General features: G+C 69.2%; 15 protein-coding genes. 7 read left to right on the forward strand and 8 right to left on the reverse strand.

The features are described from left to right. Window positions 1-89: 89 nt before the first annotated feature. The 4 genes from BRX43_RS00600 to BRX43_RS00615 all read left to right on the forward strand — a co-directional run bounded on the left by BRX43_RS00600 (window position 90) and on the right by BRX43_RS00615 (window position 5034). Window positions 90-1565: an efflux transporter outer membrane subunit gene (locus tag BRX43_RS00600; RefSeq protein ID WP_125992879.1), complete on the forward strand. Its 1476-nt coding sequence runs from the start codon at window positions 90-92 to the stop codon at window positions 1563-1565. Further along, entirely contained in the window at window positions 1565-2941 is a 1377-nt protein-coding gene (locus tag BRX43_RS00605) for an efflux RND transporter periplasmic adaptor subunit (RefSeq protein ID WP_125992880.1), read from the forward strand. The genes BRX43_RS00600 and BRX43_RS00605 overlap by 1 nt, the downstream gene beginning before the upstream one ends. After that, window positions 2931-3653: an ABC transporter ATP-binding protein gene (locus tag BRX43_RS00610; protein ID WP_125992881.1), complete on the forward strand. Its 723-nt coding sequence runs from the start codon at window positions 2931-2933 to the stop codon at window positions 3651-3653. Before BRX43_RS00605 ends, BRX43_RS00610 begins: the two co-directional genes overlap by 11 nt. 175 nt (window positions 3654-3828) lie before the next feature. Beyond that, window positions 3829-5034 (forward strand): ABC transporter permease, encoded by a 1206-nt coding sequence (locus tag BRX43_RS00615; protein WP_125992882.1) that lies wholly within the window; start codon window positions 3829-3831, stop codon window positions 5032-5034. On the opposite strand, the gene BRX43_RS00620 is transcribed toward BRX43_RS00615, so the two are convergent. The 5 genes from BRX43_RS00620 to BRX43_RS00640 are packed head-to-tail and all read right to left on the reverse strand — an operon-like array spanning window position 5003 to window position 10344. Then, complete coding sequence (locus tag BRX43_RS00620) at window positions 5003-5632, reverse strand: nucleotidyltransferase family protein (protein ID WP_125992883.1); 630 nt, start codon at window positions 5630-5632, stop codon at window positions 5003-5005. The genes BRX43_RS00615 and BRX43_RS00620 overlap by 32 nt on opposite strands. Beyond that, the gene (locus tag BRX43_RS00625; RefSeq protein ID WP_125992884.1) at window positions 5629-6558 is read right to left on the reverse strand and encodes an XdhC family protein; all 930 of its coding nucleotides are present in this window, start codon (window positions 6556-6558) and stop codon (window positions 5629-5631) included. The genes BRX43_RS00620 and BRX43_RS00625 overlap by 4 nt, the downstream gene beginning before the upstream one ends. Before the next feature lie 24 nt (window positions 6559-6582). After that, window positions 6583-8826: a xanthine dehydrogenase family protein molybdopterin-binding subunit gene (locus BRX43_RS00630; protein ID WP_125992885.1), complete on the reverse strand. Its 2244-nt coding sequence runs from the start codon at window positions 8824-8826 to the stop codon at window positions 6583-6585. A gap of 1 nt (window position 8827) precedes the next feature. Continuing rightward, the gene (locus BRX43_RS00635; RefSeq protein WP_125992886.1) at window positions 8828-9811 is read right to left on the reverse strand and encodes a xanthine dehydrogenase family protein subunit M; all 984 of its coding nucleotides are present in this window, start codon (window positions 9809-9811) and stop codon (window positions 8828-8830) included. After that, complete coding sequence (locus tag BRX43_RS00640) at window positions 9808-10344, reverse strand: 2Fe-2S iron-sulfur cluster-binding protein (protein ID WP_125992887.1); 537 nt, start codon at window positions 10342-10344, stop codon at window positions 9808-9810. Before BRX43_RS00640 ends, BRX43_RS00635 begins: the two co-directional genes overlap by 4 nt. A 98-nt stretch (window positions 10345-10442) precedes the next feature. Between BRX43_RS00640 and BRX43_RS00645 the strand changes: the two genes are divergently transcribed. Together BRX43_RS00645 and BRX43_RS00650 are read left to right on the forward strand one after the other, a co-directional pair. Next, entirely contained in the window at window positions 10443-11402 is a 960-nt protein-coding gene (locus BRX43_RS00645) for a glycerophosphodiester phosphodiesterase (protein ID WP_125992888.1), read from the forward strand. Beyond that, a complete protein-coding gene (locus BRX43_RS00650) occupies window positions 11402-11686 on the forward strand; it encodes a hypothetical protein (RefSeq protein ID WP_125992889.1) in 285 nt (94 codons plus the stop codon). Before BRX43_RS00645 ends, BRX43_RS00650 begins: the two co-directional genes overlap by 1 nt. On the opposite strand, the gene BRX43_RS00655 is transcribed toward BRX43_RS00650, so the two are convergent. Next, entirely contained in the window at window positions 11683-12351 is a 669-nt protein-coding gene (locus BRX43_RS00655; protein ID WP_241214689.1) for a TIGR02117 family protein, read from the reverse strand. The two genes, BRX43_RS00650 and BRX43_RS00655, sit on opposite strands and share 4 nt — an antisense overlap. Window positions 12352-12373: 22 nt before the next feature. On the opposite strand from BRX43_RS00655, the gene phhA reads away from it, so the two are divergent. Next, a complete protein-coding gene (phhA, locus tag BRX43_RS00660; protein ID WP_125992890.1) occupies window positions 12374-13246 on the forward strand; it encodes a phenylalanine 4-monooxygenase in 873 nt (290 codons plus the stop codon). A 125-nt stretch (window positions 13247-13371) separates the two neighbouring features. On the opposite strand, the gene BRX43_RS00665 is transcribed toward phhA, so the two are convergent. Then, complete coding sequence (locus tag BRX43_RS00665) at window positions 13372-14301, reverse strand: 50S ribosomal protein L11 methyltransferase (protein ID WP_125992891.1); 930 nt, start codon at window positions 14299-14301, stop codon at window positions 13372-13374. Next, window positions 14291-14980 carry an SDR family oxidoreductase gene (locus tag BRX43_RS00670; RefSeq protein WP_125992892.1) on the reverse strand — a complete coding sequence of 230 codons (690 nt, stop codon included), beginning with the start codon at window positions 14978-14980 and terminating at the stop codon, window positions 14291-14293. Before BRX43_RS00670 ends, BRX43_RS00665 begins: the two co-directional genes overlap by 11 nt. Between the last annotated feature and the right edge of the window lie 40 nt (window positions 14981-15020).

The raw sequence follows: 15020 nt of genomic DNA on the forward strand, positions 1-15020 counted from the left end.
GCATCGCAGGGGAGGATTGTGACAGCCGCGACAGACTGCGACATAATTGCGCTGGACAGGCGGAGGTGTGTTGGCCATCTCCTACACATATGCCGCGTTTCCGCGCTCTTGCCCCGTCCGTCCTGATCGCTGCCACGGCGCTGGCCGGCTGTTCGGTCGGCCCCGACTATACGCCGCGCAGCGCCGCCGATCTGGGCGTGCCGGACGCCTATTCCGTCACCGCCCCGCCGACGCGCGAGGATCTGACGCGCTGGTGGACGCGCTTCAACGATCCCTTGCTCGGGTCCCTGGTGGAACAGGGCGCGGCGGCGAACACCGATGTCGCGCAGGCGGTCGGCCGGTTGCGCCAGGCGCGCGAGGCGCTGGTGCAGAGCCGGGCGTCGCTGCTGCCCACCGTGTCGGGATCGACCGGATACCAGCGCAACGAGAATCTGCGCGGCGGCGGCCGGTCCTTCACGCTGCCCGACGGCACGGTGGTCGATACCGGCGGCGGCGGCACCAACAATTTCTCGGTCGGCTTGTCCGCCAGCTATCAGGTCGGGCTGTTCGGCGAGGTCCGCCGCACCGTCGAGGCGAGCCGCGCGCAGTATGAGGCCTCGGGCTTCGACTATGCCACGGTGCTGCTCTCGGTCGAGAGCGAGATCGCGCGCAACTACGTGCTCGCGCGGGCCTATCAGGCGCAGCTCGCCAACGCGCGTGCGTCGCTGGCCATCCAGGACGACAATCTGGAGATCGCCGGTTTCCGCGTGCAGGCAGGGCTGGTGTCCAGCCTGGACCAGGAACAGGCGCGCAGCCAGCGGGCGCAGACCGCCGCGACCATTCCGCAGCTCGAACAGCAATATAACGCCGCCGTGTCGCGCGTCGGCGTGCTGACCGGCCAGGCTCCCGGCGCGCTTAAGGCGCAACTGGCGGCGGTGCGGCCGATCCCGGTCGCGCCGGCCGTGATCGGCGTCGGCATCCCCGCCGATGCGCTGCGCCAGCGGCCCGACATCCGCTCGGCCGAGCGGGCGCTGGCGGCGGCGACGGCGCGGATCGGGGTGGCCAAGGCCGCGCTCTATCCGGCGCTGGCGATCACCGGCAACATCAACACCAATTCCACCTCGATCGGCAATATCGGCGATGCGATCACCGGCGGGCTGTTCGCCGGCCTGACCCAGGCGATCTTCAACGGCGGCCGGCTGCGCAGCCAGGTGCGCACGCAGGAGGCGGCGACCGACGTGGCGCTGGCCAATTATCGCGGCACCGTGCTGCTGGCGCTGGAGGATATCGAGAATGCCATCGCCGCGCTGCAATCGGCGCAGGCGCGGACGCGCGAGTTCACCGTCGCGTTGGATGCCGCCAACACCTCCGCGATCCTCAGCCGCAGCCAATATCGCTCCGGCCTGACCGATTTCACCACGCTCAACCAGCAGGAGGCGGCATTGCTGTCCGCGCGCAACGGCCTGACCCAGGCGCGGTCCGACGCCGCCGCGGCGCAGATCGCGCTCTATGTCGCGCTCGGCGGCGGCTGGGACGCGACCACCATTCCAGAGGCGCCGCCGCGCGCCGGTAACGAGGCGCGCTGATGGCCGACCAGACGACCGACGAATTCCTGGGCGTGAAGCCGGTCGCGCCGTGGCGGCGCTATGTGAAATGGGTCGCGGTGGCGATCGGCGTGGTGCTGCTCGCCCTGCTGCTGAAAAGCTGTTTCGGCGCGAAGGAAGCACCCAATTACTCGACCCAGGCGGCGAAGCGCGGCAACCTGACCGTCAGCGTTTCCGCCACAGGCAAGCTGGCCCCGACCAACCAGGTCACGGTCGGATCGCAGCTGTCGGGCCTGGTCACCAAGGTGGTGGTCGACGTCAACGACCGCGTCCGCGCGGGCGAGGCGCTGGCGCTGATCGATCCGGAGCAGATTGACGACCAGATTCGCGCCGGCCAGGCGCAGCTCGCCGCCAATCAGGCACAGGTCGCCCAGGCGCGCGCCACCGTGTCGGAGGCGAATGCGCAGCTCGCCCGGCTGGAGGAAGTGTACAAGCTGTCGAACGGTCGCGTGCCCTCGGCCACCGAGCTCCAGACCGGCCGCGCCAATGCCCAGCGCGCGGTGGCGGCGCTGCGCACGGCGCAGGCCAATGTCGAGGCGGCGCAGGCGCAGCTCGCCCAGTCGCAGACGCAGCGCAGCCGCGCGATCATCCGCAGCCCCGTGTCGGGCGTGGTGCTGGCGCGCCAGGTCGATCCGGGCCAGACGGTTGCCGCCTCGTTCAACACGCCGACCTTGTTCGTGATCGCGGAGGACCTGACCCGCATGAAGCTGGAGGTCGCGATCGACGAGGCGGATGTCGGCGCGGTCAAGCTGGGGCAGAAGGCGAGTTTCACGGTCGACGCCTATCCGGGCCAGACCTTCCCGGCGCAGATCACCCGCGTCGACCTGGGGTCGAACCTGACGGTGAGCAGCGCGACCGCGTCGGGCACCACCGCCAGCACCACCGCGACCACGGGACAGGTGGTCAGCTATGCCGCAGACCTGACCGTCGCCAATCCGCAGCTGATCCTGCGGCCGGGCATGACCGCGACCGCCGACATCATCACGTCGGACAAGCGGGGCGTGCTGCTGGTGCCGAACGCGGCGCTGCGCTTCAAGCCGCAGGCCGGTTCCGGCGGCGGCGGGGGCGGCATCGCCGGCTCGCTGACCTTCCGCCCGCGCCGCGACCGGCCCGAACGTACCGCACGGGTCAGCCGGGGCGCGACCCAGACCGTCTATGTGAAGGGCGCGGACGGCCAGCCGCAGCCGGTGCCAATCACCACCGGCGACACCGACGGCACGATGACCGAGGTGCTGGGGGGCGACCTGAAGCCGGGTGCGCAGGTGATTACCGGGCAATTGGCGACCGGCGACGATTCGGCCGGCGGCGGGCGCAGCGGCGGCGGTCGGCGCGGCGGCGGGGGCGCGGGTGGCCGATAACGCCCCGCTCATCCGCCTGCGCGGCGTGCGCAAGGTCTATGGGACGGGGGCGACCCAGTTCCAGGCGCTGAAGGGCGTCGACCTGGATATCCAGCAGGGCGATTTCGTCGCGGTGATGGGTCCTTCGGGATCGGGCAAGTCGACGACGATGAACATCCTGGGCTGTCTCGACGTGCCGTCGGCGGGCGAGTTCCTGTTCCGGGGACATCATATCGAGACGCTGGACCGCGACCAGCGCGCGCTGCTCCGGCGCAAATATCTCGGCTTCGTGTTCCAGGGGTTCAACCTGCTGTCGCGCACCACCGCGCTGGAGAATGTCGAGCTGCCGCTCCTCTATCGCGGCGAGAGCAAGGCGCGGCGGCGCGAGCTGGGCATGGGGGCGCTGGCCAAGGTCGGGCTGGACCGCTGGTGGGACCATACGCCGGCGGAACTGTCGGGCGGCCAGCAACAGCGCGTCGCGATCGCCCGCGCGATCGTGACCAAGCCCGACGTGCTGCTGGCGGACGAGCCGACCGGCAATCTCGATTCCGAACGCTCGGTGGAGATCATGGAACTGCTCACCGGCCTCAACCGCGACGCGGGGATCACCGTGCTGATGGTGACGCACGAACCCGATATGGCGGCGTTCGCGCGCACCGTCGTCCATTTCAAGGACGGGCTGGTCGAGCGGATCGAGGCGCAGCACCGCCAGGGCGCGGCGGTGGAGGCGTGAGCAGGATGACGTTTCCCTTTGTCCTCTCCTGTTCCCCGGCGAAGGCCGGGGCCCGGTTGCGGGACGATCATGATGAAGGGCAGTGCGCCGTTACCACGGCCTTCCCAACCGGGCCCCGGCCTTCGCCGGGGAACGGGCTCTTGGGGGAAGGTCGCGTATCCGAGGCGCATTCCTGATGTTCGGCACCACGCTCGTCCTCGCGCTCCGCTCGATCCGCCGGCACCTGCTGCGATCCTTCCTGACGATCCTGGGCATCGTCATCGGCGTCGGCGCGGTGGTGACGATGGTGACCCTGGGCAAGGCGACCACCGCCGCCGTGCAGGCGTCGATCTCGGCATTGGGCACCAACGTGCTGCAGATCCGCCCCGGCCAGGGCTTCGGGCGCGGCGGCGGCGGCCCGCGTCCGCCCGACTTCAAGCCGGAGGACGTGACCGCCATCGCCAACCAGGTCGCCGGCGTCACCGCCGTCGCGCCCCAGGCGAGCGCCACCGCCACCGCCATCTATGAGGGCGCGAACTGGTCGACCACGATCAACGGCACGACCAGCGCCTTCCTGACCGTGCAGCCCTGGCCGCTGGCGGCGGGCCGATACTGGACCCCGGCGGAGGAGGAGGCGGGCAAGGCGGTATGCCTGATCGGCAATACCGTGCGCCAGAACCTGTTCCGCACCGACGATCCGGTCGGCAAGCGGATGCGGCTGGGCAACATCACCTGCGACGTCGTCGGCGTGCTGTCGACGCGCGGTCAGGGCGGGTTCGGCGACCAGGACGATGTGGTGGTGATGCCGATCAAGGCGGTGCAGCGCCGCTTCACCGGCACGCAGGACATCCGGCTGATGCTGGTCGGCGTCGACCAGGCCTATTCGACCGGGACGGTCCAGGCGGGGATCACCGACCTGCTGCGCGAACGGCGGCACATCACCGGCGGCAAGGACGACGACTTCAACATCTTCGACACCAAGCAGATCAGCGACACGCTGACCAGCACGACGACGATGCTGACCCGGATCGTCGCGGCGGTGGCCGCCATCTCGCTGGTGGTCGGCGGCATCGGCATCATGAACATCATGCTGGTGTCGGTGACCGAGCGGACGCGCGAGATCGGCATCCGCCTGGCGATCGGCGCGGTGGCGAACGAGGTGCTGATGCAGTTTCTGGTCGAGGCGGTGGCCTTGTCCTGTCTCGGCGGCCTGATCGGGCTGGCGCTGGCGCAGCTCGTCATCCTGGCGTTGGTGCCGCTGATGCAGGTGCCGTGGACGTTCGATCCGCAGATCAACCTGATCGCCTTCGCCATCTCGGCGGTGATCGGCGTGGTGTTCGGCTATTTCCCGGCGCGGCGAGCGGCGGCGCTCAACCCGATCGACGCGCTCCGGCATGAATGATGGTGTGCGCGGCGGGATCGTGGACCAGCGCGCGTAGCTGTTCCAGTTCCTCGGCCGTGTCGACGTCGATCAGTTCGGCCGGCGTGGTCACGACATGGCGGCCGCGTCGCACCATATCCGCCGCGCCGCGCTCGCCGGTCAGCGTCATGAGGTAATCGAAACAGTCGCGGCCGAACAGCGCCGGGGGCTTGGGCTCCATCCCGTCGCTCGACGACACCACCGCGGCCGGACCGTCGACCGCATCGTACATGCGATGGATATGCGCGGCGGTGACGCGCGGCATGTCGGCGAGCGCGATCAGCACCGCCTCCGCCCCCTGTTCACGGGCGCGGGTGACTCCCAGCCGGATCGATCGCGACATGCCGTCGCCCGGATCGTCGTTGTGGATGACGGTGAAGCCGTGGCGGCTGTAATCCAGCGCGCTGCCGTTGACGATCGCCAGCCGCTCCTGGAACGGCATCGATTCCAGCGCGACCGCGACATGCAGGCCGAGCGGACGGCCGAGAAACTCCTGGTCCAGCTTCGAGCCGATATCGCCGAAGCGACTCGACCGGCCGGCGGCGAGCAGGATGAGGACGGTGGTTTCCACGCGGATCATGGCTTGGCCCTGTCATGAAAGGCCCCGATCATCGCGGCGGCGATCGACAAGGCGATCTCCGACGGCCCGATCGCGCCGATGTCGATGCCGACCGGACCGTCGACGCGGTCGATCGTCTCGGCCGAAAGGCCAGCCGCCGCCAGCCGCTCGCGCCGCGCGGCATGGCTGCGCCGGCTGCCGAGCGCACCGACATAGCCGGCCTCGCTCCCCAGCGCCGCGATCAGCGCCGGATCGTCGATCTTGATGTCGTGGCTGAGCGTCACGACGGCGGTGGCGGGGCCGGGGCGATAGGCGGCGATCGCCTCGTCCGGCCAGCGATCGTCGAGCGTGACGCCGGGGAAGCGCTCCTCGGTCAGGAAGCGGGCGCGCGGGTCGATCACCACCACCTCGATGCCGAGCGTGCGGGCGAGCGCGGCCAAGCTCTGCGCGATCTGCACCGCGCCCACGATCAGCAGCCGGCGCGGCGGGTCGTAGCGGTTGATGAAGATCTCGCCCGTCTCCAGCGGCCGCTCGCTCGAATGGCCGGTGTCGAGATCGGTATGGACGGCCAGCGAGTCGCCCTGCTCGCGCGCCTCGGCGATGCGGTCGAACAATTCGGGATCGAACCCCTCGGCGGAGACCGGCTGGACCATCACCGCGATCTCGCCACCACAGGGCAGGCCGACTTCCCAGGCGGCGGCATCCGCGACGCCGTAGCGGCGCACCTGGAAGGGCGCGCCCGCAATCACCTCGGCGGCGGTCTGGAGGATGTCGCTCTCGACGCATCCCCCGGACACCGATCCCTCGAAGCGGCCGTCCTTATGCACCAGCATATGACTGCCGCGCGGACGCGGGGCCGAGCCCCAGGTCGAGACGACGGTGGCGATGGCGAGCGGTTCGCCCGCCCAGGCCTTCGCCGCCGCGAGGACACTGTCATTCTCCGCCATGTCGACCCCTGTCTTGCCGGATCGTCATAGCGCGGGCAGGCCGTCCAGCAACTTGTCGCAGGTGATCGGGAACTCGCGCACCCGCACGCCGCAGGCATTGTAGACCGCGTTCGCCACCGCCGGAGCCGCGCCGGAAATGCCCAGCTCGCCGATCCCCTTGGCATGGATGGGGTTGGCGTAGATGTCGCGCTCGTCGAGGAAATGCACCTCGAGCTGCGGCACGTCGGCATTCACCGGCACGTGATATTCGGCGAGATCGCGGTTCACCAGCTTGCCGTTGCGCTGGTCGTGGATCAGATCCTCGGTCAGCGCCGCGCCGATGCCGAAGGTCATGCCGCCCAGGCATTGCGAGCGCGCGGTCTTGGCGTTGAGCACGCGACCGGCGGCGAAGACGCCCAGCATCCGGCGCACCCGCACCTCGCCGGTCACGGCGTTGACCGCGACCTCGGCGAAATGCGCGCCGTAGGAGGCCTGGGTCATCGCCTTTTCCATCTTGCCCGGCTTGATCTCGCCGGTCGCCTCCATGCCCTTGCCGACCAACTCGCCGAGCGCGACCGAGCGATTGGCGCCGATCGCCTGCCCGTCCTTGAGCGTCAACTCGCCCGGATCGACGTCCATCGCCTTAGCCAGCTTGTCGCGCAGCATCTCGCACGCGAGATAGACCGCCGAGCCGGCCGAGGTCGCGCCCCAGGAACCGCCCGAGCCGGCGGCCGGCGGATCATTGGTGTCGCCCAGCGACATGCGGATCTTCTCGACCGGGATGCCCAGGATTTCGCCCGCGATCTGCGCCAGGATCGTGTAGCTGCCGGTGCCGATATCGGTCATCGCCGAAGATACGGTGGCGCTGCCGTCCGCATGGATCTCCACCTTGGCGGCGCTCTGCTGCAGCATGTTGGAGCGCGCGGCGGAGGCCACGCCCATGCCGATCAGCCATTCGCCCTCGCGCCGCTGCGCGGGGCGGGGATCGCGCTGGTCCCAGCCGAACTTCTCCGCGCCGACCTCCAGCGCGCGGCTGAGCTGGCGCGAGGAGAAGGGGATGTCCTTTTCCGGATCGGTGTCGATATCGTTCGCCTTGCGCAGGTCGATCGGATCGAAGCCCAGCTTCTCCGCCAGTTCGTCCATCGCGCATTCCAGCCCGATCATGCCGACCGCTTCGCCCGGCGCGCGCATCGAGCCGGACAGCAGCAGGTTGAGCGGCACCATGTCGTGCGTGATCGAGCGGTTCTCGCCGCGATAGAGGAAGTGGGTGCCGATGCCGACGGGCTCGAAATAATCCTCGCCCGGCAGGTTGGAGGTCAGCGAGTCGTGACCGATCGCAGTCAGCTTGCCATCCTTGCCGGCGGCGAGGCGCACGCGCTGCTCGGTGTTGGAGCGGCGCACCGTGGCGTCGAACACCTGCGTCCGCGCCATCACCGCCTTGACCGGGCGGCCGAGCCGTTTCGCCGCGATCGCCGCCGCCACGCTTTCGGGCGCGATGCCGAGCTTCGAGCCAAAGCCGCCGCCGATATAGCGGGCGATGATCCGCACCTTCTTCGCGCTGATGCCGAGCGACTTGGCGAGCTGTTGCGCGTCGGAGGTCGGCATCTGGTAGGAGCCGTAGAGCGTCAGGGCGTCGTCGTTCCACACCGCGATCGACGCATGGGGCTCCATCGCCGCCGAATTCTGGCTGGGCGTGACATAGGTCGACTCGATCGTCACCGGCGCCTGGGTCATCGCCTTGTCGACATTGCCCTGCGTATAGTGCGCCGGGATCTGCGAGTCGGGCGGCGTGTCGACCTGATCCCGGTTCGCGTCGAAATCATAGGCGCCGGCGGCATAGTCATATTCGATGTGCAGACGCTGCGCCGCGTCGCGCGCGATCTCGAAGCTTTCCGCCAGCACGATCGCGATGATCTGCCCGAAATAGCCGACCTCCTTCACGCCCTGGGTCGGCGCGGTAGTCTCGCCGCCCTGTTGCGGGTTGCGGATGAAGGTGTCGTAGTCGGTGATGACGTCGATCACGCCCGGCATCGCCTTGACCGCCGAGGCATCGATCGACTTGACCGAACCGTGGCCGATCTTGGCCCCGACCAGCACGCCATGCGCCAGATTGTCGATCTTGTATTCGGCGGCATAGGTGGCGGTGCCCGATACCTTGAACGGCCCGTCCACCCGGTCGAGCGGACGCGAGATCAGACCCTGGACGCCTGTGTCGAGCAGGCTGTCCGGATGCGGCTTGTCCATCGTCAGGCTGTTATGGTCGCCCTGGCCGAAGATCGATTCGAGCATGTTACTTCCCCGTCAGTTCGCGGAGCGACGCGATCAGCGTGCGCCGGGCGAGCGGAATCTTGAAATCATTGCTGCCGAAACCCTTGGCATCGGCGAGCAGCGCATCGGCGGCGGCGGCGAAATGGGCATCGGTCGCCGGCTTGCCGACGATCGCGGCCTCGACCGCGGGGTTGCGCCACGGCATCGGCGCCAGCCCGCCGAACGCGAGCGAGGCGGAGGCGACGGTGTCGCCGTCCATCACCACCACGCCGGCCACCGAGACCAGCGCGAACGCATAGGAGGCGCGGTCGCGCACCTTGCGGTACAGGTGCCGCGCGCCCTCCACCTTGGGCGGCAGTTCGACGGCGGTGATCAGCTCACCCGGCTCCAGCACCGTCTCGATATGCGGCGTGTCGCCCGGCAGGCGATAGAAATCGCCGATCGCGATGCGGCGACGGTCGCCATCGGCCTTTTGCGTGACGATCGTGGCGTCGAGCGCGCGCATCGCCACCGCCATGTCGGACGGATGGGTGGCGATGCACTTTTCCGAGGTGCCGAGCACTGCCAGGATGCGGTTGACGCCGCCGATCGCGGAACAGCCGCTGCCCGGCTCCCGCTTGTTGCAGGGCGTGGCGGTGTCATAGAAATAATAGCAGCGGGTGCGCTGGAGCAGGTTGCCGCCGGTCGTCGCCTTGTTGCGCAACTGTCCCGATGCGCCGGCCAGCAGCGCGCGGCTCAACACCTCGTAATCGGCGATGATGTGGCGGTCGGCCGCCAGGTCGCTGTTCGGGACCAGCGCGCCGATCGATACGCCGCCCTCGTCCCGCGGGGTGACGCCGTTCAACGGCAGGCGGGTGATGTCGACCAGCTTGGCGGGCGTCTCGATCTGAAGCTTCATCAGGTCGAGAAGGTTGGTGCCGCCGGCAATGAAGCGCGTCTGGGGAGCGAGCGCTTCCGACACGGCCTGGTCGGTGCTGTCGGCGCGGGCATAGGCGAAGGGTTTCATGCGCCAATCTCCCGTGCGGCTTCCAGCACCGGCTGGCGGTCGCCCTTGCCGGCCACCTCGCGGATCGCGTCGACGATATTGGGATAGGCGGCGCAGCGGCAGAGATTGCCGCTCATCCGCTCGCTGATCTCGGCATCGCTCAGCTCGACCGCGGTCAGGTCGGCCGAGGCATGGCTGGCCCAACCCTTTTCCACTTCACCGAGCATCCCGACCGCCGAACAGATCTGGCCCGGCGTGCAATAGCCGCACTGATAGCCATCATGCCGGACGAAGGCGTCCTGCATCGCGTGGAGATCGCCGACCTGGCCCAGACCCTCGATCGTCACGATCTCGCTGTCCTGGTGCATGACGGCAAGCGTCAGGCAGCTGTTGATGCGTCGGCCGTCGACCAGCATGGTGCACGCGCCGCACTGGCCATGGTCGCAACCCTTCTTGGAGCCGGTCAGCCCCAGATGTTCGCGACACAAGTCGAGCAACGAGGTACGGATGTCCACGTCCGCGTCATGGGTCTTGCCGTTGATGTTGAATTTCATGCCACCGCCTCGTCACGAATTACTGCCAGAACGCGGACTTGCGCGTGCGGCTCCCGTTGCGAACCGTTATCACGACCGGAATCGGCGGGTGTGGTCACATGGATAACCGTCCCGCCCCGCGACCCATCGTGATCGCGCATCGCGGATGCAGCGGCGAACGGCCCGAACATACGCTGGCGGCCTATGAACGCGCGATCGATCAGGGCGCGGACGTGATCGAGCCCGACCTGGTGCCGACCCGCGACGGCATATTGGTCGCCCGGCACGAGAATGAGATCGGCGGCACCACCGATGTCGCGGGTCGCGCCGACTTCGTCGCGCGCCGGACGACGAAGACGATCGACGGGCAGGCGGTGACCGGCTGGTTCGTCGAGGACTTCACGCTCGCCGAACTCAAGACGCTGCGCGCGCGCGAACGCCTGCCCGAATTGCGGCCGGCCAATACGGCGTTCGATGGCCGGTTCGAGATTCCGACGCTGGCGGAGATCATCGCGCTCGCCAAGGCGCGGGGCGTCGGCATCTATCCGGAAACCAAGCATCCGACCTATTTCGCCGGGATCGGACTGGGGACGGATGTGCCGCTGGTCGCGGAGCTTCATGCCGCCGGGTGGAGCGGGCCGGACGATCCCGTCTTCATCCAGTCGTTCGAGGTCGACAACCTGAAGCGCATCGCCGGCCTGACGCGGCTGCGCCTGATCCAGCTGATGGATGGTCATGGCGGCCCGGCGGACGGCACGGTGCCCAGCTATGCGCTGATGGCGACGCCCGGCGGGCTGCGCGCGGTGGCCGCCTATGCCTATGGGATCGGGCCCAACAAGGCGCAGTTGGGGCAGGGCGAGCTGGTCCGCGATGCCCATGCGGCGGGCCTGCGCGTCCATCCCTGGACGTTCCGGGTGGAAAATCCGTTCCTGCCCGCGCCGTTCCGGCGGGACGGGGCGCAGGGCGACCTGGCGGGCGAGATCGCCGCCGCGCTCCGCCTCGGAATCGACGGATTTTTCACCGATCATCCGCTAATCGGCGTCCAGACCCGCGATGCCGTCGCCAAGGAATTCCCGTAATGCGTAAGGCCCTGCCGCTTCTCGTCCTCCTGCCGCTGGCGAGCGCCGGCTGCGTCAGCACCGCGACGTCGATCGTCAAGGCGCCGTTCCAGGTCGCCGGCAAGGCGGTCGACTGGACGACGACCAGCCAGGAGGAGGCGGACCGCAATTACGGCCGCAAGATGCGCAAGGAAGAGGCGCGTGAGGGCAAGGAGCGCCGCGAATTCGACAAGCGCTGCCGCCGCGATCCCGAGCGCGACGAATGCCGGCGGGGCTATCAGGGCTTCGTGGCGGGCCGGCGCTAGCGCGACCAGAGCAGCGTGGCGGGGAAGGGCGTCCAGCGGCCGACCCGTATCCCGGCCTGGCGCAGCGCATCGCCCGTCCAGGCATTGCAGGTGCGCAGCGCCGAATAATGGCCGTTGGACTCGTAGAAGACATCGTCGCGGCCATAGCCGGGATAGCGGGCCGCGCCCGGCGCGAGCGCGGCGCGGATGAAGGCGGCGAGGCGGCGATATTCGTCCGGCCGCAGCATGAGGCGGCGGATATGGGCGTCGGCGATCGGTCGCGGGACATGCTCGACATGCAGCAGGGTGCGGCGGCTGCCCAGGGCCGCCGCCAGGACGGTTGCGGGACGCACGTCCGCCCAGTGCGGCGTCTCCAGATAGAAGGTCCGCTCGCCCCAGCCGATCGCCAGATGATCCCAGCCGCCGAACCGCGGATCGGCGAGATGGCCGGGCGGGAAGATGTCGCGCCAGTCGACGCCCGCCGCCTGTTTGGGGAGGACAAGCCCGGTATGGACGCCGTTCGACTCGACGAAGATCTCCACCCCGTCCGCCGGCGGTCGCCAGTCGGGATGCGCGGGCAGCGCGCCGCCGATCAGCCCGGCCAGGCCATAGGCGACCAGCATCGCCGCCAGCGTCGCAGCTATCCGCCCGATCCATCGGCCGATCCACGGATTTCGTCTTCCCACAGGGCCATGCTAGAAGAAACCCATGGCAGAGGAAACGCACGTTCTGGATCGCCCGCCGGAGGGCGCGAATGCGGATTGGACGATCCCGCAGCATTGGGATCGCTACACGGCCGAGGAGCACGCCACCTGGGACACGCTGTTCGCGCGCCAGGCGAAGCTGTTGCCGGGCCGCGCCTCGAACGCGTGGCTGAAGGGGCTGGACGTGCTCAAGCTCGACAAGCCCGGCATCCCCGACTTCGAGGCGCTGTCCGACCGGCTGATGAAGCTGACCGGCTGGCAGGTGGTGGCGGTGCCCGGGCTGGTGCCCGACGACGTGTTCTTCGACCATATGGCCAATCGCCGCTTCGTCGCGGGCAATTTCATCCGCCGGCCCGACCAGCTCGACTATCTCCAGGAGCCCGACGTCTTCCACGACGTATTCGGCCATGTGCCGATGCTCGCCGATCCGGTCTTCGCCGACTATCTGGCCGCCTATGGCCGGGGCGGGCAGCGGGCGCTGGGTCTGGATGCGCTCCAATATCTCGGCCGGCTCTACTGGTACACGGTCGAGTTCGGGCTGATCGCCGAGCCGGAAGGCCTGCGCATCTACGGCGCGGGCATCGTCTCCAGCTTCTCCGAAAGCCGGTTCGCGCTGGAGGACCCGTCGCCCAACCGCATCGCCTTCGACATGGCGCGGGTGATGCGCACCGAATATCGGATCGACGATTTCCAGCAGAACTATTTCGTCATCCCCAGCTTCGAGGAGCTGCTGCGCCAGACGGTCGAGACCGACTTCGCGCCGCTCTATGCCGAGATGAAGGCGCGAGCGGATATCCCGGTGGCGGAGATCGTGCCGGGCGATACGGTGCTGACCCACGGTACGCAGGATCATGCCCGGAGCCGCGCGGCGGGGTGAGGGGGCTTTCGTAACTCTCCGTTACGGCTTCCCCGGCGAAGGCCGGGGTCCGGTTGGGAGACGCCGCCGATTCTCGCGAGCGTTCCGTCACTGGGCCCCGGTCGAGGTGGAAGGAAAGGTGGGGTCTATAGATCCAGCGCCCAGCCGTCGCGGCCCTTGGGATCGAACGGTCCCGCCGGCACGAAGCGCTCCGCCCCCGCCGTCAGCCGCAGCACGCTCCAGTCACCGCGCCGGTCGACCGCCTCCAGCGTGCAGCCGCACGCCTGATAGGCGGCGACCACCTCGGCCCGCTGCGTCTCCAGCAGCCCGGCGAGCACGATCGTCGCGGACGGGCCGGCGATCGCCGCCAGTTCGGGGGCCATGGAGACGAGCGGCCCGGCCAGGATATTGGCGATCACCAGATCATAGGGCGCACGCTCGGTGATCGAATCGGCCAGCGCGCCATCGGCGACGATCAGGTCGATCCCCTCGACCTGGTTGAGCGCGGCATTCTCCGCCGTCACCTCGATCGCGACGGGATCGATATCGGTCGCGACGATCCGCGCCTGGGGCCAGAGATGCGCGACCGCGAAGGCGAGCAGCCCCGTGCCCGTCCCGACATCGATCGCGCTGGCGAAGCGCCGCTCGGCCAGGCCATCGAGCATGGCGAGGCAGCCGCTGGTCGTCTCGTGATGCCCGGTGCCGAAGGCGCGGCCGGCCGGAATGTGGAAGGCGCGGACATCCGCCGGCACCGTCGCCGCCCCGCTATGCACGAAGAAGCGGCCGACCGACAAAGGCTCCAGCCCCGCCTGGCTCAGCGTCACCCAATCCTCGGGCGGCAGGTGAGTCACCGTCGCCGGGCGGTCGCCGGCGCTCGGCACCAGCGCGCGGACCTGCGCGACCAGCGCCGCGTCGGGCTCCGCCTCGACATAGGCGTCGAGCCGCCAATGCTCGCGATCGTCCTCCACCTCCTCGGTGGTCATCAGCACCGCGCCCGCGATCAGCTCGTCGGCCATGTCGATCGCCTCCGCCTCCGCGCGGGTGCAGGGCAGGCTGATCTTCCAGCTATCGGACATAGCTGGCCCCGTTCACGTCGAGCACCGCGCCGGTCATCGAGGGCGGCGCCTCCAGCGCCAGGAAGCGGACGGTGCTCGCGATCTCGGCCGGATCGGCGACGCGGCCGAGCGGAATGTCGGCGAGGAGCTTGTCACCGCCCCGGCTGGCCAGATACTCCTCGGCCATGCCGGTCATGGTGAAGCCGGGGCAGACCGCGAAGGCGAGGATGCCCTGCGCCGCATAGCCGCGCGCGATCGTCTTGGTCATCGCGACCATGCCCGCCTTGGACGCGGCATAATGCCAGTGCGCGGGCGAGTCGCCGCGATAGGCGGCGCGGCTGGCGACGTTGACGATCCGCCCGCCGACGCCCCGTTCCTGCCAGTGCAGCACCGCCAGCCGGCAGAGTTCGGCCGAGGCGGTCAGGTTGATCCGCATGGTGCGCTCCCAGCCGGCGAGCCAGTCGGGATCGTCCAGCGGATTGGCCTCGAACACGCCGGCATTGTTGACGAGGATGTCGATCGCGCCGCCCGCTTCGTCGAGCGCGGCGCGCCACAAAGCGGCGGGGGCGCCGGGTTCGTCGAAATCGGCGGGGATGCCGCTGGCGGTGCCATGGCCGATCACGGCCTGTCCGTCGGCACGCAGCCGCTCGGCGATCGCCGCGCCGATGCCGCGGCTCGATCCGGTGAGAAGAATGGTCATGGCCGGGGGCTTAGCGTGGCGCGGCGGCCGGGTCATCCTG

This window comes from Sphingomonas sp. S-NIH.Pt15_0812, from assembly GCF_003951315.1.
Taxonomy (GTDB): Bacteria; Pseudomonadota; Alphaproteobacteria; order Sphingomonadales; family Sphingomonadaceae; genus Sphingomonas.

Excerpts from the sequence above, each read along its gene's own strand:
- BRX43_RS00600 (WP_125992879.1), top strand. The coding sequence starts at position 90 with ATGCCGCGTTTCCGCGCTCTTGCCCCGTCCGTCCTGATCGCTGCCACG.
- BRX43_RS00605 (WP_125992880.1), top strand. The coding sequence starts at position 1,565 with ATGGCCGACCAGACGACCGACGAATTCCTGGGCGTGAAGCCGGTCGCG.
- BRX43_RS00615 (WP_125992882.1), top strand. The coding sequence starts at position 3,829 with ATGTTCGGCACCACGCTCGTCCTCGCGCTCCGCTCGATCCGCCGGCAC.
- BRX43_RS00620 (WP_125992883.1), bottom strand. The coding sequence starts at position 5,632 with ATGATCCGCGTGGAAACCACCGTCCTCATCCTGCTCGCCGCCGGCCGG.
- BRX43_RS00625 (WP_125992884.1), bottom strand. The coding sequence starts at position 6,558 with ATGGCGGAGAATGACAGTGTCCTCGCGGCGGCGAAGGCCTGGGCGGGC.
- BRX43_RS00630 (WP_125992885.1), bottom strand. The coding sequence starts at position 8,826 with ATGCTCGAATCGATCTTCGGCCAGGGCGACCATAACAGCCTGACGATG.
- BRX43_RS00635 (WP_125992886.1), bottom strand. The coding sequence starts at position 9,811 with ATGAAACCCTTCGCCTATGCCCGCGCCGACAGCACCGACCAGGCCGTG.
- BRX43_RS00640 (WP_125992887.1), bottom strand. The coding sequence starts at position 10,344 with ATGAAATTCAACATCAACGGCAAGACCCATGACGCGGACGTGGACATC.
- BRX43_RS00645 (WP_125992888.1), top strand. The coding sequence starts at position 10,443 with ATGGATAACCGTCCCGCCCCGCGACCCATCGTGATCGCGCATCGCGGA.
- BRX43_RS00650 (WP_125992889.1), top strand. The coding sequence starts at position 11,402 with ATGCGTAAGGCCCTGCCGCTTCTCGTCCTCCTGCCGCTGGCGAGCGCC.
- phhA (WP_125992890.1), top strand. The coding sequence starts at position 12,374 with ATGGCAGAGGAAACGCACGTTCTGGATCGCCCGCCGGAGGGCGCGAAT.
- BRX43_RS00665 (WP_125992891.1), bottom strand. The coding sequence starts at position 14,301 with ATGTCCGATAGCTGGAAGATCAGCCTGCCCTGCACCCGCGCGGAGGCG.
- BRX43_RS00670 (WP_125992892.1), bottom strand. The coding sequence starts at position 14,980 with ATGACCATTCTTCTCACCGGATCGAGCCGCGGCATCGGCGCGGCGATC.